Annotated in this window: 13 protein-coding genes; 6 read left to right on the plus strand and 7 right to left on the minus strand. The window is 70.2% G+C overall.

The annotated features are described in order from the left end of the window. Window positions 1-19: 19 nt before the first annotated feature. The 5 genes from ABZ016_RS20185 to ABZ016_RS20205 all read right to left on the minus strand — a co-directional run bounded on the left by ABZ016_RS20185 (window position 20) and on the right by ABZ016_RS20205 (window position 6,631). Window positions 20-694: a hypothetical protein gene (locus ABZ016_RS20185; protein WP_356917993.1), complete on the minus strand. Its 675-nt coding sequence runs from the start codon at window positions 692-694 to the stop codon at window positions 20-22. Window positions 695-913: 219 nt separating this feature from the next. Then, on the minus strand, window positions 914-1,819 hold the full coding sequence (locus tag ABZ016_RS20190) for a LysR substrate-binding domain-containing protein (RefSeq protein WP_356917994.1): 906 nt from the start codon (window positions 1,817-1,819) through the stop codon (window positions 914-916). Between the two features lie 93 nt (window positions 1,820-1,912). After that, window positions 1,913-3,652 carry an FUSC family protein gene (locus ABZ016_RS20195; RefSeq protein ID WP_356917995.1) on the minus strand — a complete coding sequence of 580 codons (1,740 nt, stop codon included), beginning with the start codon at window positions 3,650-3,652 and terminating at the stop codon, window positions 1,913-1,915. Between the two features lie 85 nt (window positions 3,653-3,737). Next, window positions 3,738-4,799, minus strand: a complete 1,062-nt coding sequence (locus ABZ016_RS20200; RefSeq protein WP_356917996.1) for an AEC family transporter — start codon at window positions 4,797-4,799, stop codon at window positions 3,738-3,740. Window positions 4,800-4,927: 128 nt separating this feature from the next. Then, window positions 4,928-6,631 (minus strand): NAD-dependent malic enzyme, encoded by a 1,704-nt coding sequence (locus ABZ016_RS20205; protein ID WP_356917997.1) that lies wholly within the window; start codon window positions 6,629-6,631, stop codon window positions 4,928-4,930. Between the two features lie 554 nt (window positions 6,632-7,185). Here ABZ016_RS20205 and ABZ016_RS20210 point away from each other — a divergent pair. After that, window positions 7,186-9,000 carry an HEXXH motif domain-containing protein gene (locus tag ABZ016_RS20210; protein ID WP_356917998.1) on the plus strand — a complete coding sequence of 605 codons (1,815 nt, stop codon included), beginning with the start codon at window positions 7,186-7,188 and terminating at the stop codon, window positions 8,998-9,000. Then, a complete protein-coding gene (locus ABZ016_RS20215; RefSeq protein WP_356917999.1) occupies window positions 8,997-10,127 on the plus strand; it encodes an FxsB family cyclophane-forming radical SAM/SPASM peptide maturase in 1,131 nt (376 codons plus the stop codon). Before ABZ016_RS20210 ends, ABZ016_RS20215 begins: the two co-directional genes overlap by 4 nt. Here ABZ016_RS20215 and fxsT read toward each other — a convergent pair. Further along, the gene (fxsT, locus tag ABZ016_RS20220; protein WP_356918000.1) at window positions 10,121-12,682 is read right to left on the minus strand and encodes an FxSxx-COOH system tetratricopeptide repeat protein; all 2,562 of its coding nucleotides are present in this window, start codon (window positions 12,680-12,682) and stop codon (window positions 10,121-10,123) included. The two genes, ABZ016_RS20215 and fxsT, sit on opposite strands and share 7 nt — an antisense overlap. Before the next feature lie 457 nt (window positions 12,683-13,139). Between fxsT and ABZ016_RS20225 the strand changes: the two genes are divergently transcribed. Further along, complete coding sequence (locus ABZ016_RS20225; RefSeq protein WP_356918001.1) at window positions 13,140-14,099, plus strand: tetratricopeptide repeat protein; 960 nt, start codon at window positions 13,140-13,142, stop codon at window positions 14,097-14,099. Window positions 14,100-14,149: 50 nt separating this feature from the next. Next, on the plus strand, window positions 14,150-18,073 hold the full coding sequence (locus tag ABZ016_RS20230) for a hypothetical protein (protein ID WP_356918002.1): 3,924 nt from the start codon (window positions 14,150-14,152) through the stop codon (window positions 18,071-18,073). On the opposite strand, the gene ABZ016_RS20235 is transcribed toward ABZ016_RS20230, so the two are convergent. Then, a complete protein-coding gene (locus ABZ016_RS20235) occupies window positions 18,042-18,926 on the minus strand; it encodes a hypothetical protein (protein WP_356918003.1) in 885 nt (294 codons plus the stop codon). The genes ABZ016_RS20230 and ABZ016_RS20235 overlap by 32 nt on opposite strands. A 250-nt stretch (window positions 18,927-19,176) precedes the next feature. Between ABZ016_RS20235 and ABZ016_RS20240 the strand changes: the two genes are divergently transcribed. Further along, window positions 19,177-21,006, plus strand: coding sequence for a gamma-glutamyltransferase (locus tag ABZ016_RS20240; protein ID WP_356918004.1), 1,830 nt, complete (start codon window positions 19,177-19,179; stop codon window positions 21,004-21,006). A gap of 106 nt (window positions 21,007-21,112) precedes the next feature. After that, the gene (locus ABZ016_RS20245; RefSeq protein WP_356918005.1) at window positions 21,113-21,958 is read left to right on the plus strand and encodes an inositol monophosphatase family protein; all 846 of its coding nucleotides are present in this window, start codon (window positions 21,113-21,115) and stop codon (window positions 21,956-21,958) included. The last annotated feature ends 131 nt before the right edge of the window (window positions 21,959-22,089 follow it).

Consider the following 22,089-nt stretch of genomic DNA (forward strand, 5'->3'; position numbering starts at 1 on the left):
CGCGGGCGCCGGAGGGCGGTCAGCCCTTGCCGCCACCGTCCTCCAGCGCGGCGACCGCTTCCTTCGCGGCCTTGAGGGCGCCCTTGTTGATGGTGTCCGTGTCGGGCGCCTTCTTCGACTCGAAGTCACTGCCGTTGTACGTGACGACGACCAGCGCGTTGGAGGCACGGGCGACGACCGTGCCCTCGCGGGTCTCCTGCTTGTCCTCGGTGGTCAGGTTCACGACGGAGTAGCCGCTGTCGCCCAGCCCCGGGACGTCCCCTCCGCCGCTCTTCTCCTCGGTGCGTGCCGTGTACGACTTCTGCGCGGCCTCGTCCGACGCCATGATCTCGAAGGAGACGTCGAGCCAGCGGTAGTCGTATCCCTTCAGCGCGTTCCAGGAGCAGGTGCGGCGCAACGCGGAGTCCGTGGACGGGATCTCCTTGCCGGTCTTCTTGACGCCCGGCACCAGGGACGTGACGGTCTTCTCGGTGACGCTCTCGCACGGGGCGGGCGCGGCCGTGTACGCCTTCGACTCGGTCGAGGTCGACGGCCCGGACGCGGACCGCGTCCCGGTCTTCTCTTCGGCCGAGGTGTGCTCGGCGGCCTGCGGCGCGGTGAGCGGACCGGACGACAGCGCCCAGCCCGCCACGGCGAGCACGGCCACCGGCGACAGGCGTGCGGTCAGGGCGAGGGGCAGAGGTAGGGAACGCACGGCGCCCTTCTCGTGGGGGGACGGACGGTGCGGATCAGGCCCGCACGGCGGACGGGACGACAGTGTCACATGAGTCCCTGTGGGGCGGAAGTGCCGCCTCCCACACAGGCCGCAGGAATACCGTTCGCTTCGGCTCGGTCGCACTGCGCAGCCCGAATCGGGCCTTCACCCCCTGGGCAAGGCGGGACATGCGTCGACTTCACGGCACAGGGGGGACATTCACGTCTCGAACGTCGTCCGGTCGGCCGCAGCCCGCAGAGCGTGGTCGAGGAAGCGCCGCGTGATCGGCGGCAGGGCGCGCGAGCCCAGCCAGGCGATTCCGATGTCCCGGGCGCCCCGGACGTCGGTGATCTCCAGGTAGCGGATCGGCGCCTCGGAGGCCGGCGTGACGTCCGGCGACGACGGGATCAGGGACACCCCCAGACCCGCGGCGACCAGGCCGCGCAGGGTCTCCACCTCCTCGCCCTCGAAGGCGATGTCCGGGGTGAAGCCGGCCTCGCGGCACAGCGCCGCGGTGATGTCGCGCAGCCCGTATCCCTGCTTGAGCAGGATGAACCGCTCCTCGGCCACCTCGGCCAGGCGGATCCGGCGCCGCCTGGCCAGCCGGTGCCGGGCCGGGACGGCCAACCGCAGCGGCTCCACCAGCAGACGCCGCCAGGTGACCAAGGGGTGGCCGGGGTCGCTGCTGGTGATGACCAGATCGGCGGTCGTGTCGAGGAGGTGCCGGGTCAGTCCGATCTCGCCGTCCTGGTGCAGCTCGAACTGCGCCTGCGGGAAAGTCCGCCGGAAGTCCGTGACGAGCCGGGGGACCAGCCAGGTGCCCAGGGTGTGCAGGAAGGCCAGCGACACCACTCCGGAGTCGGGGTGGACCATCTCGGCCACGGCGCGGCGGCCCCGGTCGTAGTTGTCGAGCACCCCGTCGACGTACTCCTTGAACACCCGCCCCGCCGGGGTGAGGCGCAGCACGCGTCCGACGCGCTGCAGGAGCGCCGCGCCCACCTCGTCCTCCAGCCGGGCCAGGGCCCGTGACAGGGCGGGCTGGGTGATGCCGGCGTCCGTCGCGGCGTCGGTCACCGTCGTTCCCTCGGCGACGGCCTGGAAGGAACGCAGTACCTGAAGGTCCATGGTTCCATTCTTCCCCCTCATGGGTCGCTGGTGGCCCAGGCGGCAGCGGCATGGATCCCGGCGAGGGGAAGGGCCCGCGCGAAGGGGGAGACGTCAGCGGACCGGGCTCGCCGCCCCCGCGACCGCCTGCCCGGTCACCTGGTCGCAGAGCCGTTCGGCGGCCGTGATCGCGCTCTCCCAGTCGGGCAGAGGCCGCCCGCGGCGGGCCGGCTCCCGCCGGGCGTGAGCGACCGTGCGCCGCGCCTCGGCCAGCTGGTGGTAGGCGGCCCGGCGCAGCGACTGCCGCTGGCCCGGGCCGGCTTCCGGCGCGGCGTCGCGATAGCGGCGAGCGGCGGCGACGGCGGCCTCGGTCTGCGCCTCGGCCCGGTGCTCGGAGGAGTCCGGCCACACCGCGAAGTGCGCGACGAGCACGAGCGCGGACGCCAGCGCCGTGTCCACCACCCGCGTGCCGTACAGCGCGCGATGGTCGCCCAGCAGATCGAGGAGCACGAACACGACGGCGGTCAGGCCCAGGGTGGCGAGCGCGTAGTGGTGCCGTACGCCGACGGCCATGAGCGCGCCGAACACGGCCACCACACCCACCACGGCGTACGTACCGGTGGCCGCCGCGGACACCGCTCCGATGGCGGCCACCCCGACGATCGTGCCGACGCAGCGGTGCACGGCCCGGGGCAGCAGCGGGCCGAAGTCGGGCTTGTAGACGAAGGCCACCGTCATGGGCAGCCAGTAGCCGCGGGGGCGGTGCAGCGCCTCGGCGAGCAGATGGGCGGCGAGCACGCATCCCGCCAGCAACAGGGCGTAGCGCACCCGCGCCGCGCGGTCGGGCCGGTCGTGTGCCGGCAGACGCAACTCCAGGCCTGCCGCGTCCGGTTCGCCGTCGACGGCGGAGGCCAGCTCGGCCAGGGCGCGCCGGCCCGGCGAGTCGGGCACCGGCGCCGGCTCCGCGACCCGGTCCTCCGGGGCCGCGCGGTGTCCCGGCAGCAGGCGTCCGGCCAGGTGCCGGGGTACGCCGGTCAGGGCGGGCGGAAGCGCACGGCCCTCCCACACCACCGCCGTCACGGCCTCGCCCAGCCGCACCGCGTAGTGGAATGCCCGGACCAGTTCCTCCGCCTCGCCGCCCTGCCGCCGTCCGCGCGGGGCGAGATGGGGGGCCATCACCTCGTGGGCGTGGTTCAGGGCCAGCGTCATCCGCAGGCGGGCCTGTTCGGCGGCATCGGTACCCGCAACCGCCAGGGCCTCGCCCGCGCTCCGGTACACGGCGAGCACGGCGGCCCGTTCGACGTGGTGCCGGCGCCACAGCCACGGGGCCGCGGACAGCACGAGGACGAGGACGACACCGGCGAGCAGGGCCAGCGGCGCCTGCCACCACGGCCCCGGCACGGGGATGCCACTGCCGATCGTGACGCCGAGCAGGAGGTGCATGCCCGACACGGACGCGATCCGCTCCCGCAGGCTGACACCGCCGGCCACCAGCGCGGCCGCCACCAGACACACCGCCACCGCCGCCGAGTGCCCGCTGCGCAGGGCGAGTTCACCGGCGAGCAGGCCGAGTGTGCTGGACACCCCGGTCCAGCCCAGCCGCCGCACTCGCACCCGGTACGGATCGGAACCGTCCTGGCTCACCCCCCACAGGGCGCCGATCGCGGCGATCACCGAGGGCACGACGTACCCGGTGACGAGTCCGACGAGCAGGGGCAGCGCGAGCGCGACGGCGCCCCGCGCAGCCGCAGCGAGGGGCAGGGAGGCAGGCAGGCGGCCGAGAACGGAGCGCGGCCACCGCGGGCGCGACGTGCGGCGCGGGCGGTCCGGTCGCGTGTCTGCTGCTGGTGTCATGAGGCCGTGTCCTTTCGGGGTGGTCGGCGGGGAGGCGGGCGCGGGGCCGCGCGAGGCGGCCCCGGGGGTGCTCCGCCTGCCGTGGTCAGCCGACCAGCTCGATGAGCAGGGGCAGGGTCACGAAGGAGAGGAGCAGGCTCAGCACGACGGCGGAGCCGATGGTCCGCACGTCCTCGGCCGAGCCGTGCCGGGCGGCGAACATCAGGGGGACGGGCGAGACGGGGAACGCGAGGATCAGCGCGGCCTGGGCGGCGACGGCCTCGGAGGCCAGGGCCAGTCCCGTCCCGTAGACGAGCAGGGGCAGGACGACGACGCTGGTGAGCGAGACCGCCCACACCGCGGGGGAGAGCGTGGGCCGGCCGATGCGGGCGACGGACACGCCGACGTACAGCAGGGCCGTCGCCGAGGCGGCGCCCGCGAGCAGGCTCAACGCGGAGTCGGCGATGTCCGGCACCCCGACCCCGGCGACCGACAGCACCAGGCCCAGGACCGGGCCCCAGCAGAACGGCTCGCGCAGGGCGTGCCCGACGGTGCGCAGCACGGAGGGGCGAGGGCCGGGCGTCCCGGCCCCGGCGGGGGCCGGCTCGGCGACGGCCGCCTCGGGCCCGCCCCCGCCGACGGTGGCCAGGGCCGGCTGCCGAGCGGGGGCCGCCGCCCCGGCGGTGACCGTCCGGGGCGCCGGATGTTCCGGCATGCCGAGGAGGATCAGGACGACCGGGTCGAGCACGACGTTGACGATGATGCCCGCGACGGCGATCGGCACGGCGGCCTGCGCGGTCCCGAACAGGCCGCCCAGGATGGAGGTGCCCATGAAGGCGTACTGCGGCTGGACGCACGCCAGCGCGAACAGGGCCGCCCGCCGCAGCGAACGGCGCGCCGCGAGGCGCAGGACGCCGAGCAGGACGGCGTACACGGCGAGGAACCCGAACGCCAGCAGGCCCACCAGGGGCAGTTGCTCGACCAGCACGTGCCGCGGTGTCTGCCAGATGCTCAGCAGCAGGGCGGCGGGCAGCGCGAGTTGCATGGTGAGCTCGCGCAGTGCCTGGGCGCCGCCCACGTCGAAGAGCGCCCGCCGGCCGGTGCCGTAGCCGACCGCGATGAGGAGGAAGACCGGCACCACGACGGTGAAGATCTCGGCGAAAGACATGACTGCGTCATTCCTTTGGAACAGGGCGGAGGCGCGACCGTGCGGGTCGGTGACGGCAGGTCAGAGAGCCGTGGGGGTACGGTCGGTGCCCCCCTGGGATGTGGAGCGAGGCCGGGCGGCCGGGCCCGTCAGACGGCCTCGATCGGCGGGTACACCGGCTGCCACATGGCCGCACGGACGCGCTCCTCGATCGTGTCGTCGGCCGTGTCCCGGGCGACGCCGTCGGCGACCGCCGCGCGGGCCACGGCCACCGCCACCGCCACGGAGGTGTCGCGCAGCCGGTCGATCGGGGGCAGGATCGGCGCGCCCGGCGCCGTGGCGTCGGTCTGGTCCGCGATGGCGCGGGCCGCTGCCACCAGCATGCCGTCGGTGATCCGCTCGGCCCGGACGACGGCGGTGCCCAGCCCCAGGCCCGGGAAGACCAGCGCGTTGTTGGCCTGCCCGATGTGGTGGGTGACGCCGTCCGTCTCCACCGGCGCGAAGGGGCTGCCGGTGGCGATCAGGGCCCGGCCGCCCGTCCAGGCGAGCAGGTCGGCGGGGACGGCCTCGGCCAGCCGGGTGGGGTTGGACAGGGGCAGGACGACGGGCCGGTCGGTGTGCGCGGCCATGGAGCGGACGATGTCCTCGGTGAAGGCACCCCCCTGCCCCGACGTTCCGATCAGGACGCTCGGGCGAACCCGGTCGACGACCTCGGCCAGCGGCACACCACCGAGGTCCTCGTCGTGCCGCCAGCCGGCCACCTCGGCACGGCTGCGGGCGAAGGGCATCTGGTAGTCCCGCAGCCCCTGCTGGCCCTCGGTCAGCAGCCCGTGGCGGTCGACGGCCCAGATGCGGCCCGCGGCCTCCCGCGGTGTCAGCCCGTCGGCGACCATCGCGTCGCGCAGCTGCTCGGCGATCCCGACCCCGGCGGTACCGGCGCCGAAGAGCACCACCCGGTGGTCGCGCAGCGCGGCACCGCCGGCGCGCACCCCGGAGAGCACGGCGGCCAGGTTGACGGCGCCGGTGCCCTGGATGTCGTCATTGAAGGTGAGCGTCTTCTCGCGGTACCGGTCGAGGATGCGCCGGGCGTTGGACGAGCCGAAGTCCTCCCAGTGCAGCAGGGCGTCGGGGAACAGCTTCGTGGCCGTGGTGACGTAGGCGTCGATGAAGGCGTCGTAGCTGTCCCGGTCCACACGCGGGTGCCGGTTGCCCAGGTACAGCGGATCGTCCAGCAGTTCCTGCCGGTCGGTGCCGACGTCCAGCATCACCGCCAGGGTGCGGGCCGGGTCCACCCCGGCTGCGGCCGTGTAGACGGCGAGCTTGCCCACCGCGATGTCGATACCGCCGACCCCCCAGTCGCCGATGCCGAGGATCGCCTCGCCGTCCGTCGCGACGATCAGGTCCACATCGCCGGCGCCCAGCCCGGAGGCCCGCAGGGAACGCTCGATGGCGTCGGGGTCGTCGACCGAGAGGTACACGCCGCGCGGGCGGCGGTACTCGTAGCTGTAGCGCTCGATCGCCGTACCGACGGTCGGGGTGTACACGATCGGCAGCATCTCGGCCAGGTGGTCGCCGAGGAGCCGGTGGAACAACACCTCGTTGCGGTCGCGCAGCGCCGTCAGATAGACGTTCTTGGCGAGGTCGTCGGGCTGGGAGCGGAACTGCGTGTAGGCGCGGGCGGCCTGCTGGTCCTGGGTCAGCACCTGCGGCGGCACCAGGCCGACCAGCCCCAGCTCCTGCCGCTCCGGCCGGGTGAAGGCCGTACCCCGGTTCAGACGCGGACTGTTCAGTACAGCGTGTCCGCGCGCGCTCGTCCGGATGACACCGTCGACGGTGCTCCTCTCTGTACCCATGATGACTCCTCGCAGGTGGGGACGGGGTTCGTTCCAGACGTTCCAGGGTGTGACGCAGCGTTGCATGCGTCCAATGCCTGACATCACGGAGATTCATAACCTGACGGCATTCGAGCTTTGACCTGCGCGTTTTCCGCAGGGTGCGGGGCCGGTCGAGCCGTGCACTGTGACTGACGTCGCCCTGTGGAGAGGTCAGGCGGTCAGGCCCTGGGGCAGCCGCGGGCTACTGACTCAGCTATGGCTGAGTGCAGTGCGAATTGATTGTCCGCGCAACGGCGGGATTTGGCGGCTACAATCGTAGGGTTGCCTCCGCCGGGGTAGAGAAGTTGCAGTCAGGTCTGGCTCTGCAGCGGCGGAGCCGCGCCGCGTCGATGTGGGGGGCGACTCATGGAGCGGTCGGAAGAAATTCTCCAGTCCAATCTTCCCGAACTGGCTGATTTACAGCTGTCGCAGATCGACGAACTGCCGTCGGCGGGACTCCGGGCATCGATGCGAAAGTTACTGGAGAGACTCGAGGACGAGCAAGAGCCTCTCTACTCGTTCAATGCAAACATATGATCGAGCGCTTGGGCGTTTGTACACATGGTCTACAGCGAGCGGATCTGGACCGGCTTGCCCAAGGCGTCAATGATGTTGCGACGGTGGAGCGCCTGTGTGAAGCGGAACGCAGCAAACACATCCTCCTCTTTCACAGTGTCATCAGTGAGGCCGCCCGGCGCTTTCCCGCACTTCACGCCGGACTGGAGTTGGCCGGCGTCTGGGAGGCACTGGGGCGCGTTCAGCGGGAGGCTCCTGAAGTATTGGGCAGGGTTTTCCAGATGCCCCAGTTGGGGGCGTGGGCCGTCGACTGTCTGAGAAGCGTCACTCAGGCCGATCAGGCGAGTCCCGCCTTGAGGGCGGATCTTGCCCAGGCGGGGACCTTCGCGGCCGCTGGTTGCATCTGGGCCGGCATTGATTTTGATCTGCCGCTCGTGGTGCCGGACGGTCGGCTCGTTCTTCCAGGTCTTGGCGCATTGCCAGTGTCGGTGCAGGGGGATGTCCGACTTCGGCGTCGTAGTGCCCGACTGGAAATCATGGTGGGCGGGGTTCCGTCGCCGTTACCCGAACCCGTGCCGGTCAGAGTATGCGTCCGGGATCGGAATGTGTCGTTCTCTGTCGATCTCGACGACACCACGCCGTATCTGGATCGCTATCGGCATCGACGGACGGAGAGACTGAGTTCGCTCGACCTGCAAAGGTGGTCCGAAAGGATCGCCGGCGCCTGGCGCATTCTCACTGAGCATCATCCGGACACGGCGGCAGCCATGTCTGTTGCTGTGCAGACCATCGTTCCTCTCCGACCCGATCTGAAAGGGTCAACTGTAGCCGCCACCTCGCCCGCGGTATTCGGTGCAATCGCTACGTCGTTGGCCGCTGATGACTTGACACTGGCCGAGACCCTGGTCCACGAGTTCCAGCACCTGAAACTGTGCGGAATTCTCGATCTCTTTCCGTTGGTGGTACCCGGAGACGGAGCGCTGTCCTACGCGCCTTGGCGGGACGACCCCCGCCCCGTGCGGGGACTGCTGCAAGGCGCCTACGCCTATCTCGGCGTCACCCGGTTCTGGCAGGTGCAGCGTTGGCACATGCCGCCCGATCGGGCGCTGCGGGGACATGCCGAGTTCTTCCGCCGCTGCAGGGAGACCCTGGAGGTCGTCATGGGCCTGCTCGTGTCGGGCCGGCTGACGGCAGAGGGAAGGCGCTTCGTCGAGGTGGCAGCGCAGCAGTTGCGTCGGTGGCAGCGCGACTGTGTGCCTGATACAGCATCCCGCCTTGCCCTGGCTGCCTCCTGCGAGCACCGGACGACGTGGGAGGCGCGGCATGTCTCGTTCGATCCCGAACCCGTCGTCCGGCTGGCCGAGGCGTGGAACGCCGGGAGGACTCGAGAGCCGGCCGAGTGCGCTTCGATGCAGCGTCGTGTCCAGCCTGCCCATCAGCGGCCCGCTCATGCGAGGGGAACTCTGCTGACCATGCGTTATGCAGACCCCGAGCGCTTCCGGGAGTTGCTGGAGGAGAAAGGGCCGGGCGGTCCGGGGGGTCTGCGTCTCAGCGCGGCGGATGTGGCGTTGCTTCGTGATGACATGCCTTCAGCGACCGCGGCCTACCGGGCCGAGATTTGTCGGCGTCCCGTGGAGCCGGAGGTCTGGTCGGGTCTTTCCATGGCTGCGGCCGACAGCATGCCGGGACCGGCTGCAGCATTCCTGCGTCGCCGGGTTGCGCTCGTCTTCGCCGTGCATTCGGCAATTCATGACATCACCGGGAGCCGCATCGATCCGCTCGAACTCGCGGGTTGGCTTGCCGACGCCGAGGTCACGGAGTGTTCGTCATGACGATGGTTCCGTTCCGGCAGTTCGTCCTGAAAGTGCACAGTCGCTGCAATCTGGCCTGTGACTACTGCTACGTCTACGAGATGAGTGATCAGTCGTGGCGGTATCAGCCGCGCCGGATGAGCCGGACCACCATGCATCAGGTGGTCGAGCGGATCGCCGAGCACGTGGACGCTCATCGTCTACCGTCACTTTCCGTGGTTCTGCACGGCGGTGAACCACTGCTGGCCGGGACGGAGTTTCTTGCCGAGCTGATACGGCGTGTGCGCGAGAGAGTCCCGGCTCAGGTGGATGTGAGTATGCAGACCAACGGAACCCTGCTCACACAGGAGCGTCTCGAGGTCCTGGCCGGTCTCGATGTGAGGATCGGCGTGAGCCTGGACGGTGACGCGGGTGCCACCGATCGGCATCGACGCTTCGCGGGCGGCGACGGCAGCCATCGCCATGTCGATCGGGCTCTGCGATTGCTGAGCGGGGAGCGGTTCCGGGAAACCTTCGCCGGCCTGCTCTGCACCATCGACCTCAGGAGCCCTCCGCTCGCAACGTATGAGGCGCTGCTGGCGTACGCGCCACCCGCGGTCGACTTCCTTCTCCCTCACGGCACGTGGACGCAGCCGCCCCCGGGACGCGGCGAAGGCTCCACCGGCACACCGTATGCCGAATGGCTGCTCGCGATCTTCGACCGGTGGTACGACGAGGCGGAGACCTGGGTGCGGATGTTCGGGGAGATCACTCAGGCGGTTCTGGGAGGAACTCCCGCGGTCGAGGGATTGGGCTTGCGGCCGTCGACCGTGGTGGTGGTGGACACGGACGGGTCGATCAAGCAACTCGATTCGCTTTCGGCCGCTCACGCGGGGGCCGCGGACCTTGATCTGCATGTGTCGACCGACGCGTTCGACGCCGCCTTGTCGCATCCGCTGACCGGGCTGAGACAGGGGGGCGTCGACTCACTGGCTGCAATCTGCAGGAGATGTCCGGTCATGCGGACTTGTGGCGGCGGGCTGTTCACGCACCGGTACCACCAGGACGGCGGTTTCGTGAATCCGTCCGTCTACTGCCCGGATCTGCTGCACCTGATCACGTCCATACGGAGCCGGGTGTCGGCAGACCTGGGCAGGGCTCTTCAGTAAGGCTCGATGTCGATGCTGATACGCCCGCGCTGCTGTGCGATCCGGGTGACCGGATGTTCCACGGAAAGGACTTCCTCGTAGCGGCGGAGGACGTCGGCCCGCAGGTCCTCCGCTTGCTGTGTGTCGCCCGTGGCCCGCCGGTCGATGCTCAGGTTGGCTCCCATCGCGAGGGTGTCCGGGTGATTCTCCCCGAGGACCCGGCCGGCGGCCTCGTAGCAGCGTTCGCCCAGGTCGAGGGCGCCGGCCGTGTCTCCGACGGCTGCGAGGTCACTGGCCAGGTTGGCCGTCGCCTGCAAGGTGAAGGGATGCTCCGGGCCGAAGACCTCGCCCATACCCTGCACCGCCGTCTCGTCCAGGACCCGCGCCTCTTCAGGGTTGTTGCGCCTGAGGACCAGAGCGAGGTTCACCATCGTGGCCCATGTGATGTCACCCTTCGGGCTGTCGAGCCTGGGGCACATCGCCAGTGCTGAGCGTCCGAGCTCCTCGGCTTCGCGCAGATGGTCGGTGACCCTCAGGTCATTGATCCGGTTGATCTGGGCCCGCAGGGTGTAGCGGTGCTCCTCGCCCAGGAAGTCGATGTATCGCTGGACTGCCCTCTCGCTTTCCTGGAGGGCGTCTTCGTAGTGGCCGGCCTTGCGCAGCGCGACCGCGAAACTCTTCTGTGCGTTGAGGGAGTCCAGCGTTTCGGGGCCGGTGCGCAGCGCGAGGGCGGTGATGACGTCGCGTGCCACGTCGAGGGCGAGATCATATTGGCCGCAGCCCCGCAGGTCGTGTGAGATCGAGTCCTTGGACGTGAGGGTGCGCAGGTTGGTGGGTCCGAGGACACGTTCCCGCTCGGCGTAGGCCAGCTCGTCCTGCTGCAGTGCTTCGCGGAACCGGCCCAGCCGCCTGTAGTCGGCGCCCAGGTTGTTGCGGACGTTGAGGGTACGCGGATGGTGCGGGAGGAAGACGCGTTCGAACAGGGGCAGCAGCTTGCGGTCGAGTTCGAGCGCGTCGTCGAACCTCCCGAGCGCGCGCAGGTCGCCGCCGTAGCTGTTGGCGCAGATCAGGGTGACTTCGTGGTCCTCGCCGAAATTCCTGGTCAGCAGCTCCAGTGTCTCCTGGTTGAGCTCTCGCGCCTCTTTGGAACGTCCCGCCAGGCGCATGGCGATGCCGACTTCGACGGCGAGTTGGAGGACGCGTTCGTCATCGCGTCCCCATTTCTCCCGCCAGACCTTGAGTGCGGCTTCCCCGAGCCGTAGGGACTCTTCGTGTCCGCCTCGCAGGTGGAGGCGGCGGACCTGGTCGACGATGAGCTGGCGCAGATCCTGGTTGTCGGTGTGCAGGGCGCCTGCGGGCATGAGGTGCTGCAGGGACCGTTCGTACTGTGCGTCGTTGCTCTCCCGGTCCGGGTTGCGCGGGTTGGTGGACGCGAGGAGGGTGTGTACCGCTGTGCGGTATGCGTCGCAGTCCTGAGGGCGTTCGATGGCGATCTGCCCGCGGGTGACGCGCTGCACCACCCGGTGCACGATCAGCACATTGCGCTTGCCGTCCGTCTTCGCGAGGGAGTAGCGGTGCAGCCGTCGTGCTGCTTGCCGGAAGCGCCGGATGTCCGCGAGTACTTCGGCAAGGGCTTCCGGAGCCTGCACATTCCTGCCGCCGGTGAGGAAGAGTTCCTCTGCCATGGGCTCCGGAGAGAAGAATGCACACAGGTTGAAGAGTTCGGTGGCGTCCGCGCCGAGTTGACGGCTGGAAATGCTCCATGTGGTGGCTACGACGTGGGGGTAGTCCATGTCGACGTGCTCACTGAACAGCTCGTGTGCGTTCTCTTCGAACATTTCCAGATAGGCGTTCGCCGAGCTCCTGGTCTCGGCCAGGTAGGCAGCGGCGTGTTCCGCGGCGATGGGCAGATTGTCCAGTGCACGTGCCAGGCGTACGGCATCGCTGTGGCGGCTCTGCTCGGACTCCGGGTCGAGCGGCCTGCCTTGCTCATCGAGTGCTGCCAGGTCGGGAACCCTCTTGCGGAGAAATTCGACTGTCTCCTCTTCGGAGAACTGCGCGACTTCGATGCCCTCGGCTTTGGTGTGGCGGCGCCACTGCTGCTCGCGCGAGGTGATGATGACGTGGCCGTGCGGCCGGCCCACGGGCAGGTAGCGTTTGACGACCTCGGGCTGCGTCGCGTTGTCGAAAATGAGCAGCCATCGTTCGTAGGGGCCGCTGCGCAGTGCGTCCATCACCGTCCAGATCGACTTGTCGCGCTGCCCGTCGGTCGAGGCCAGTCCCAGCCGTTTTCCCAGCTTCACGAAGGCGTCGCGCATGCGATCTTCGTGTTCTGACCGCACCCACCACACGAGCTCGTACTCCTTGGCGAACCGGTGCGCGTACTCGGCGGCGATCTCCGTCTTGCCGATGCCTCCGAGGCCGAACACCGCCTGAGGGGGCTGGCTCAGAACCTCGACAGCGGACGCTGTCAGCCGCTGGCGCAGTATCCGCAGCTCCTCCTCCCGGCCCGTGAAGTGTGGATTCCGGGCAGGAATCTCGTCGCCAAAGATCAGACTGCGCGCGAAGGCTTCCACGAAGCCGCTCCTTGGTCGTTTATCGATCGAGTTTCGGACGGTGTGACTCCGATTGCAGGAGACCGCATGTCGCTGGGCGGGCTGTCCATGGTACGTGCTTTCCGGCCGGTGGGGGCCGCGTGAACCTGGCTTCGCGTCAATGATTTCCGCTGGCTCACTCGTTGGGGTGTTAACGGTGAAACGGGATGTGTTCCTGCGAACTCCGGTCCGTGTGGGGTTCCGGCCGGTATGTTGTGCGTCGCCGCAGTGTTCCGTCGGCCTCGAAGGGCGGCCATGGCGAGATATTCACCGAAGGCTTGAATGCGGCGTTCGCATAGCGGATGGCGAGGTGCGGAGGAGGTCATTTTGATTGACAAGGTGAGTTGCCGAGGTGGACACTTGTTCATCCATGCCTGGTTGGGCAGTCGACGAGATTCGGGTGGCCGCCTGTTCGGAGGCCGCCATGAGTGAGGCGCCGATGGACTCCATCGCGGAGAGCTCCGGCACCAGAGGGCCGACGAACATTGAATTCGCACCGTGGTACGAATTGTCGATGCCGTACAGGGACGTGGCGCCGTCAACGGAGCAGCACCGCGAAGATGTGCCACGTACTTCTGACCAACTGCGGACCGCTGCGGAGAGAGCGTACTGCTTGGGGGATTTGACGTCGGCAAGGGAGCTGGCCGCAGCTGCCGGCATCGGCTACCGCGAAGTGAACGACGAATGGGGCGCTGCCGACGTTCTCGCTCTCCGCGGGGCGATCGCCCGTTGCGCGGGAGACTGGAGTGCGGCGGTCGGGCATTACCGTGAAGCGTTGTCGATGTTCACCATCGTGGATGACCTGTCGTCCGCGGCACGGGTCTACCGCTCTCTCGCCGAGACTCTCTTCATGGCAGGTGACTTCGACGAAGCGGCAGAGGTGATGTACGAGGGTCTGACCGTTCTCCCCGACGACCCCATCCTGTTGAGCGGTCTCGGATACTCCCTTTGGTACGCGGGGCACGAGGCAGACGCTCTGGCACACCTCAACCGGGCGCTGGCCGTCGACCCGGACAACCGAGCCGCGTTACTCGCGAGAGGGCAGATCCACGCCGATCTCGGCCGGCCACGTCTCGCCCTCGCCGACCTGGACCGCCTGCGCGCCCGCGTCGATGACGAGGCGCATCGGCGTGCCGATCTGAAGTCTGCCCGCGGGATCAGTCTGATCGCCCTCGGCCGGACGGCAGAGGGCGAGGCGGAACTGGCGGACGCCCTTCTTCTTGTCCCGCACCGGGCCAGAACCCAACGGCGGGTAGCCGAAGCCCGGCTGCGCGAAGGAGACACCGAACGGGCTCGCATCGCCCTGCACGCGGCTGTCACCTCTCCCCAGCCGCTGCCGTCCGCGCATGCCGACCGAGCCCGACGGCTGCTGCGCCGGATGTCGTCGGCACCCGTGTGACCATGCAGCCACAGCACCGACGCGCGCTGCTCATCGGCATATCCGGCTTCATGACTCAGAAACAGGAAGCCCTGAGCGACTTCGACTTCGCTCCCGCCGCGATCACGGATCTCGCGACGGTCCTCCGCGAGGGTTTCGGTTTCTCCGTCACTCAGGTCATGGAGCAGAGCATGACCGCGGTCCGCTTGGGCCGGCTGGTACAGGAGACCTTGGAATCCGCCGGAGCCGACACCGTCCTCCTGGTGCACCTGCTCACCCATGGCGAGGCCAGGGACCAGGCCCTCTACGCGCTGGGGTCCGACGCCGTGCCGCACGAAAGCACGGAGATCGGCGGCTGGCTGACCGGGCTGCAGCACGTCGCCGACCGGCCGACCGTACTGTTCACGCTCGACCTCTGCAGCTCCGGCACCGTCACACAATTGCCGTGGCAGTCCCGCTACGACCGCACCGGCCGCAAAGGTTGGGTGATCGCGGCCTGTGAACCTGACCGGGACGCTTTCAACGGCCACTTCACCAGGGCACTCACCCAGGTTCTGCGTGACATCACAGCACAGCGCCTGTCCGTGGCGTCGTACTTGCCTTACATCCCGCTCGGCACTGTGGCGGACGCGGTCCGTCGTGCCGTCCTGACATTGGCGGATGCCCACCGCGTCTACCGCCAGTACGTCACGGTGAGCCGAGTGGAGGTCAGCGCGGAGCAGGTGATGCTTCCCCTGTTCCCCAATCCCGCGCACACAGCGGAAGACGCCGGACCTGACGAGACCACTGCCGGTGCCTCCAGCCGTACGGCCGTCGCACCGCCTGCCCTCGGCGCCGTCATCGACGAGGTGGAGCACGGACCGGACCTGAGGCACTTCGTCGACTCCGCGACCGGACTGGAAGGGTGGAAGGGGGCGGCCCAGCACGCCGGAGGCTTCACCGGCCGGGCCCATGAGCTGCGCCGCCTCTCACGTTGGCTCGACGGCGACGATCCCGCGCAGATCTTCGTCGTCACCGGCAGCCCCGGCGCCGGAAAGTCCGCGCTCCTGGGCGTGCTGGTGTGCGCCGCGCACCCCCGCCTGCACCAGCCCACGCAGGTCGTCTGGGCCACCGCGGCAGCCACGCCGGTGCCTGTGCAGAATCTCGCGGTCATCCACGCCCGCGATCGCGGCCTCACCGCCATCGCCTCGTCACTGGGCGTCCAGCTCGCGCTGGGTCCTCTCGCCCCCGACCAGCTCCTGGCGCCCCTGCAGACCCTGCGGCTTTCCCAGCCGCCGACAGTGGTTCTCGACGCGCTCGACGAGGCCGCGGACGTCCAGGCCACCGTCACCTGGCTGGCTCGCCTCATGGCCCTGACACGCTCCGACGGCTCCGCTGCCGTCCGGCTCCTCGTGGCCACCAGGGCCTACGAGGAGACCACGGCGTTGCGCGCTCAGGCCTCCGCAGCCGGGTGCTGCTTCGATCTCGACGACGTCGCACCGGCCGTTCTCCTCGCAGACCTGCACGCCTACGTGAGCGGCCTCCTGCGCGCCGTCCCCGCGCTGCGCGACCGCCATCAGATGAGCGGAGCCTTCGCAGGCGCCCTGGCCGACGCCCTCGTCGCCCACCGGGGCAGCGGATGGGGCGAATTCCTCGTGGCCGGCCTTTACACACGCCACTTCACCACCTTGTTCGAGCCGCACCTCGGAAACGACGCCGCCGAAGAGTGGGGCAGAGCCGCCCCCCGTACCCTGCCCGAGGTTCTCGAGCTCCACCTGGCCGGCCCGACCGCGCATCCGTGGCTGCAGCGGGTCCTGACGGCCCTCGCCCACGCCCACGGCGACGGCATGCCGGCCTCCGTGATCCAGCGTGCCGTCGCTGCCCTGAACCCCGCAAACGCCCCGTCACTCGCGGATGTCCAGGAGGCACTCACCGCCGGGCACACCTTCCTTCGCCGCTCCATCGACACGGACAACGTTCCGGTCCACCGGCTCTTTCACAGCGAACTCACCCGGTACCTCCATCGGGAGGAGCAGTCCACACCGGTTCTCCACGCCCTCCTGGACGGGCTCGGGCCCGCCGGCCGCCGCCAGTGGTCCGCCGCCGAGCCCTACGTCCTGCGACATGTGCTCACCCATGCGGACGACTGCGGCGCGGTGGCAGATGTCGTCGCCGATCCGGGCTACCTCCTGCATGCCGACGCGAAGGACTACGGCCCCTTCCTCGAAGGGCCGGTGCGGCAAGTGGTGACACGATGGCTCAAGGCACAGCACACCACTGAGCGGCGTGTGGCCCTGGCGCTGTCAGCCGTCGAAGAGAACGAGCCCGGCTTCGCTCTCCAGGTCGCGACCCTCCCCGGCGAACCCCCGTTGTCCTGGCTTCCCTTGTGGGCAGCGGGTAGGGAGACGAGCGCATCCGCCAGCAGCGCCCCCGCCGTCGCCGTGCTCACCGCAGGCGGCGACCTGCAATCCTGGAACTGGGGGAAACCCCAGGCCGAAGCCTTGACCACAGCGACACCACGAGCACTCGCCTTCGGCCGCAGCAACGGGCGCAGCGTGCTGATCATCGGGACGTCACAGGGACAGATAGCTGTTGCCGACCGCAAGGGGCGGACCGTCACCTGGGCTGCGCAGGGGGATGCCGTCACCGCCCTCACCGCCGCCGACCACGTCGGAGGATCACTCGTCATCAGTGCGACCAGCGCCGGTGAGGTGACGACGTACAACCTGCAGTCGGGTGGGCGGGTGGGCCCGGTGGTGACGGTCCCTGACGCGCCGCCCACCACCCTCGCAGCCGTCGGGCACGGCACCTACGTGGCGGTGGGCTGCACGTCCGGCGCCGGGAGACTGTGGAGTTGGGACAGCGGGGGCCCGGACGCACCGTCACTGCGGGAATGGCCGACCGACTCTCTCGCCTGCTGCGTCGCCGTCGGGCATTCGGCTGGGCGGCTGGTGCTGCTGGCGGGTTGCGCCGACGGGACGACGATCGTGTGGGACATGCAGAGCCGCACGCGAAAGCGCGTGCTGCCCACGAGCCGCGCGGCGGTGAACGCCATCGCTCTGGGGCGAATGGGGGAGCACTGCGTCGCCGTCATCGGTAGTCAGGACGGCACTCTCGCCGTGTGGGACCTCTCCACTTTCCGGCCGGTGGGCGAGCCGATCCGGGTGGACGGCGACCCGATCCGGGCCGTCGCGCTGCACCCCACCACCGACGGTGATCTGTGCTGCCTGGTCTGCGGAGGCTCCACCACACTGTGGAACCTCACCCGGCGCAGCCGGCTCCAGGACTTCGGACAGCACGGTGTGCATCACGCCGTTCTCACCGGCCCGGATGTCCCACACGCCCCTGCGGCTTCCGCGGCGGCCCCCAAAGTGACCGGCGTGGGAATCCTCACCGGCAAGCACACCCCGACCGGCAGGACAGGCACAGCCGTCTACGCCGACGAGGAGGGCACCTGCTACGCCGTGGACCCGCTGACCGGCCGGCAGATCTGTGAGCCCCTTCCCGGTGACGGCACCCCTGTCACCGGGATCGAACACATCGCCCTGGGCGGCGCCGCCGTCGTCATGCTTCGGTCGCCTCGGGGTTGCCGTCTCTGGGATCCGTCCTCGGGCGCGCACGCGGTCCGCATCCCCTGGGACGAGCCGGATCGGGGGCCGGCTGACCCACGCCTGACCACCTCTTTCGTAGGTGACACACTGATCACCGTTCATGCCGGTACCGACGGGCACCTCAGAATCGGTGACCGGATCACTGCCGACGGCCATCGGGGCGCGGTCACCGTCATCGTGGCCACACGCCTGTCCGGCAGGCCCGTCGCCCTGTCCGGTGGCACCGACGGCGTCCTGCGTGTCTGGGACCTCGGGGAGCGCCGGTGCGTGGACGAGATCGCGCTCGGCCAGCCGATCTTCGCCATCGCACCGAACGGCGAAGGAATCGTGCTCGTCGGAGCAGGAGAGCGCGTGTACGCGCTCCAGCACCTCGCTACGCGCCCCGATCCCCGACGAACTTCTTGATCTCCCCGACCAGTTCCGCACAGCGCAGATAGTTCTTCGCCGAGTGCGGATCCACGAGATGAATACGTGCGGCGTGGTCCCTCGCCACCCCGGAAAAGCGCTGCGAAACGCCCCCCTTCGGCACCGCCACCGGATCGCCGAGGTCGGCGATGTTCACCCACTCGACGACGCCGGGGGGTTTGGATCCGCGCCCCTGCAACGGCGGTATCAGTCGGTCGAACACGACCGTCCGCATGGCCAACGGACTGCCCAGCGTCACCAGCAACTCGACGTGAAGACCGGAATCCCGGCTGAGCGCCTCGTAGGCCACCACGCTGCCGAGGGAATGAGCCAGGAGCACCTTCGGCCGGCGCTCGCGCAGCACGGCGGCCACCCGGTCCTGCGCCTCCTCCCGTTTCCCGGGAAACGCCGGGTCGAAATATGCCGCCAGTTCGCTCACCGCCGCGGTGACGATACGCAGCGCCCGTTGCCCGTACCGCTCCGTGAACCACTCGGTCATCGAGCGCAGCGCGGACGTGAGGCGCCCCTGACTCACCAGCGGCGCAGCTGCCGACCCCGTCTCCGCCGAACGGACTTCCTCGATCCACTGAGCGAGCAACTGCTCGGCGAACGGGGTCAGCCGGGGCGATTGTGCGGGGCCCATGCGGTCGCCCCGGAAGACGCAGTCGGCGTAGTAGGCGACAGGGCACGGCTCCTGGAGGGAGACGCCGCCCACCTTCCTCAGCCCGTGTCCGATCCACCGCGACCAGTCGGCAGCAATGGCCCTGAGGGCGTCGGGCAGGTCGCCGGCCGCGTCCCTCAGATACCCGTAGTTGCGGATCCCGTGAACCCCCGCCAGAGCACTGGCATCCATGTCACACGCCCCCCATGGCCGCGTCTCGAAGACCGTCTCCCGGCTGTGCCCACCCGTCCACCGAACTCCGGCCTTCGCCCGGGCGATCGTCCCTCCCGAGCGGTCCCGTCAACGCTAGCAGCGCGGCGCACGCCCAGCCATGGGGCCCGCACAGCAGGAGACGCAAGCGTCGACTTCCCCATAGTGTCTCCCCGCGGCCCGTTCGGCTGTTGCACAGGCCCACCGACGCATGCGAACACCGAGGTCAGATATGCAATTCACGACTCGCCCCACCCTGAGTGGCACCTTCGGCATGGTCTCCTCCACCCACTGGCTCGCCTCGCAGTCGGCGATGGCCGTCCTGGAGGACGGCGGCAACGCCTATGACGCGGCGGTGGCCGGTGCGTTCGTGCTGCACGTCGTCGAGCCGCACCTCAACGGCCCGGCCGGCGAGGTGCCGATCCTGCTCGCTCCGGCCGGCGGCGAGGTACGGGTGCTGTGCGGGCAGGGCGTCGCACCCAGCGGGGCGACGGTCGCCCACTACCGGGGCCTCGGGCTGGACCTCGTCCCCGGCACCGGGCCGCTGGCCGCCGCCGTGCCGGGCGCGTTCGACGCCTGGATGCTGCTGTTGCGCGACCACGGCACCAAGTCCCTCGCCGATGTCCTGAAGTACGCCGTGGGATACGCCGAGCACGGCCACGCGCCCGTGGAGCGCGTCGGTGAGGCCGTCGAGACCGTACGCGAGCTGTTCGAGACGGAATGGACCTCCTCGGCGGACGTCTATCTGCCCGGCGGCAAGGCGCCCCGCCCCGGCGAGCTCTTCGCCAACCCCGTGCTCGCCGCCACCTGGAAGCGCCTGCTCGCCGAGACCGCCGGGGCGGGGGACCGGGAGGCATGCATCGAAGCCGCGCGCCAGGTGTGGCGCCGAGGGTTCATCGCCGAGGCCCTCGTCCGCCAGGCCGGGCGCCCCACCATGGACACCAGCGGCGAACGCCACACCGGCACCCTCACGGCCGCCGACCTCGCCGCCTGGTCCGCGACCTACGAGACGCCGGTGACGTACGACTGGAACGGCTGGACGGTGTGCAAGCCGGGCCCCTGGAGCCAGGGCCCGGTCCTCCTCCAGCAGCTCGCCCTCCTCCCGCCCGAACTGCCCCCGTACGGCTCGGCCGACCACGTCCACCTCCTGGTCGAGAACTGCAAGCTCGCCATGGCCGACCGGGAAGCCTGGTACGGCGACGCCGCCGACGTGCCGCTCGGCGACCTGCTGTCCGACGCGTACAACACCGCCCGCCGCGCCCTCGTCGGCGAGCGGGCCTCCCACGACCTGCGGCCCGGCAGCCCCGGCGGACGCACCCCGCGTCTGGGCGCCCACGCGCGCGTGGCCGGAGCCGCCCAGGAGGGCTTCGACGCCCTGGGCATCGGTGAACCGACGGTCGCCGGCGGCCCTTCCGACCCCGTGCCGGGTGAACCGGAGATCACCTCCGACGGGACCACCCGGGGCGACACCTGCCACCTCGACATCGTCGACCGCTGGGGCAACATGGTCTCGGCCACGCCCAGCGGCGGCTGGCTCCAGTCCAACCCCGTCGTGCCCGAGCTCGGCTTCCCGCTCGGCACCCGGCTGCAGATGGCCTGGCTGGAGGAGGGCCTGCCCAGCTCCCTCACCCCGGGCCGCCGCCCCCGCAGCACCCTGTCCCCGTCGATCGCGCTGCGCGACGGCGTGCCCGTCCTGGCGTTCGGCACACCCGGCGGGGACCAGCAGGACCAGTGGCAGCTGCACTTCCTCCTGGCGGTCGCGCAGCGCGGCCCGGTCCGCGGCGGCCCCGACCTCCAGGGCGCGATCGACGCCCCGAACTGGCACAACGACAGCTTCCCCGGCTCCTTCTACCCGCGCGGCATGCGGCCGGGGAGCGTGACCGTGGAGTCCCGCACGGACCCGGCCGTCGTCGCGGAGCTGCGACGGCGCGGCCACCAGGTGACCGTGGGCGGCCCCTGGTCGGAGGGCCGCATGTGCGTGGTCGCCCGCGACCCGGAGACCGGTGTCCTGTCGGCGGCGGCGAACCCGCGCGGCATGCAGGGGTACGCGGTCGGCCGCTGACCGGGCGCCCCGGGCGGGACGCGCCCCTGTTCAGCGTTCATCGGGATTCCATCCGGAGTGCACCGGGCGGCCGGGGACTGTCAGTGGCGCGTGTTGTCATGGAGGGGTGATCGAAAGCACCGAAACCACCGAAGAGTTTCTCGAAGAGCACGCCTCCGACGTCGAGGAGGCGATCCGCAAGGCGGCGGCCGGAGAGATCATGCCGCGCTGGCGCCGCCTCGCCGCACACGAGGTCGACCAGAAGGCCGGCCCGCACGACCTGGTGACGGACGCCGACCGCAAGGCCGAGCTGTTCCTGACCGAGGCGCTGGTCGCCCTGCTGCCCGGCTCGGTCGTCGTCGGCGAGGAAGCGGTCCACGCCAACCCGGCGTCGTACGAGGCGGTACGCGGCGACGCCCCGGTCTGGATCGTCGACCCGGTCGACGGGACACGCCAGTTCGTGCGTGGGGAGGAGGGGTTCTGCACCCTCGTGGCGCTGGCCCAGGGCGGCACCCTGCTCGCGTCCTGGACCTACGCCCCCGTCCCCGACCGGCTCGCCACCGCCCAGCGGGGCAAGGGCGCCCACCTCGACGGAGAGCGGCTGTTCGCCGGTGTGCCCGAGCCGGGCCGGGACCTCCGCGTGGCCACCTCCCACCCGGACTACACGACGGACGAGCAGAAGCAGGCCCTGCTCTGCCTGCGCACCGAGGGCGTGGCACCGCGCCCCTGCGGCTCCGCCGGGCTGGAGTACCTCGCCATCGCCCGGGGCGAGTCCGACGCGATCGCCTTCTCCTGGGAAGCGGCCTGGGATCACGCGGCCGGGATACTCCTGGTCGAGGAGGCGGGCGGCACCCATCTGACCCGCGAGGGCGAGCCGTTCCGGATCACCGGCGGCAACGCCCTGCCGTTCACCGCCGCCCGCGACGCCGCCACGGCCCGCCGGATCGCGACACTGCTGGCGGGCGGAGCGTGACGGTCACGCACCGTACACGACCCGTCGCTCCAGCCGTGCGTCGGGCCTTCTGAGGGCCGGATTCACCCCGCGGCCGGTGACTGTCCGTCCCCGGGCATATCCTGATCCTCAGTGGCCGTCGGCTGACGAAG

Source organism: Streptomyces sp. NPDC006372, assembly GCF_040612515.1.
GTDB lineage: Bacteria > Actinomycetota > Actinomycetes > Streptomycetales > Streptomycetaceae > Streptomyces.

Excerpts from the sequence above, each read along its gene's own strand:
- ABZ016_RS20190 (WP_356917994.1), bottom strand. The coding sequence starts at position 1,819 with ATGGACCTTCAGGTACTGCGTTCCTTCCAGGCCGTCGCCGAGGGAACG.
- ABZ016_RS20195 (WP_356917995.1), bottom strand. The coding sequence starts at position 3,652 with ATGACACCAGCAGCAGACACGCGACCGGACCGCCCGCGCCGCACGTCG.
- ABZ016_RS20200 (WP_356917996.1), bottom strand. The coding sequence starts at position 4,799 with ATGTCTTTCGCCGAGATCTTCACCGTCGTGGTGCCGGTCTTCCTCCTC.
- ABZ016_RS20205 (WP_356917997.1), bottom strand. The coding sequence starts at position 6,631 with ATGGGTACAGAGAGGAGCACCGTCGACGGTGTCATCCGGACGAGCGCG.
- ABZ016_RS20210 (WP_356917998.1), top strand. The coding sequence starts at position 7,186 with ATGATCGAGCGCTTGGGCGTTTGTACACATGGTCTACAGCGAGCGGAT.
- ABZ016_RS20215 (WP_356917999.1), top strand. The coding sequence starts at position 8,997 with ATGACGATGGTTCCGTTCCGGCAGTTCGTCCTGAAAGTGCACAGTCGC.
- ABZ016_RS20225 (WP_356918001.1), top strand. The coding sequence starts at position 13,140 with ATGGACTCCATCGCGGAGAGCTCCGGCACCAGAGGGCCGACGAACATT.
- ABZ016_RS20230 (WP_356918002.1), top strand. The coding sequence starts at position 14,150 with ATGACTCAGAAACAGGAAGCCCTGAGCGACTTCGACTTCGCTCCCGCC.
- ABZ016_RS20235 (WP_356918003.1), bottom strand. The coding sequence starts at position 18,926 with ATGGATGCCAGTGCTCTGGCGGGGGTTCACGGGATCCGCAACTACGGG.
- ABZ016_RS20240 (WP_356918004.1), top strand. The coding sequence starts at position 19,177 with ATGCAATTCACGACTCGCCCCACCCTGAGTGGCACCTTCGGCATGGTC.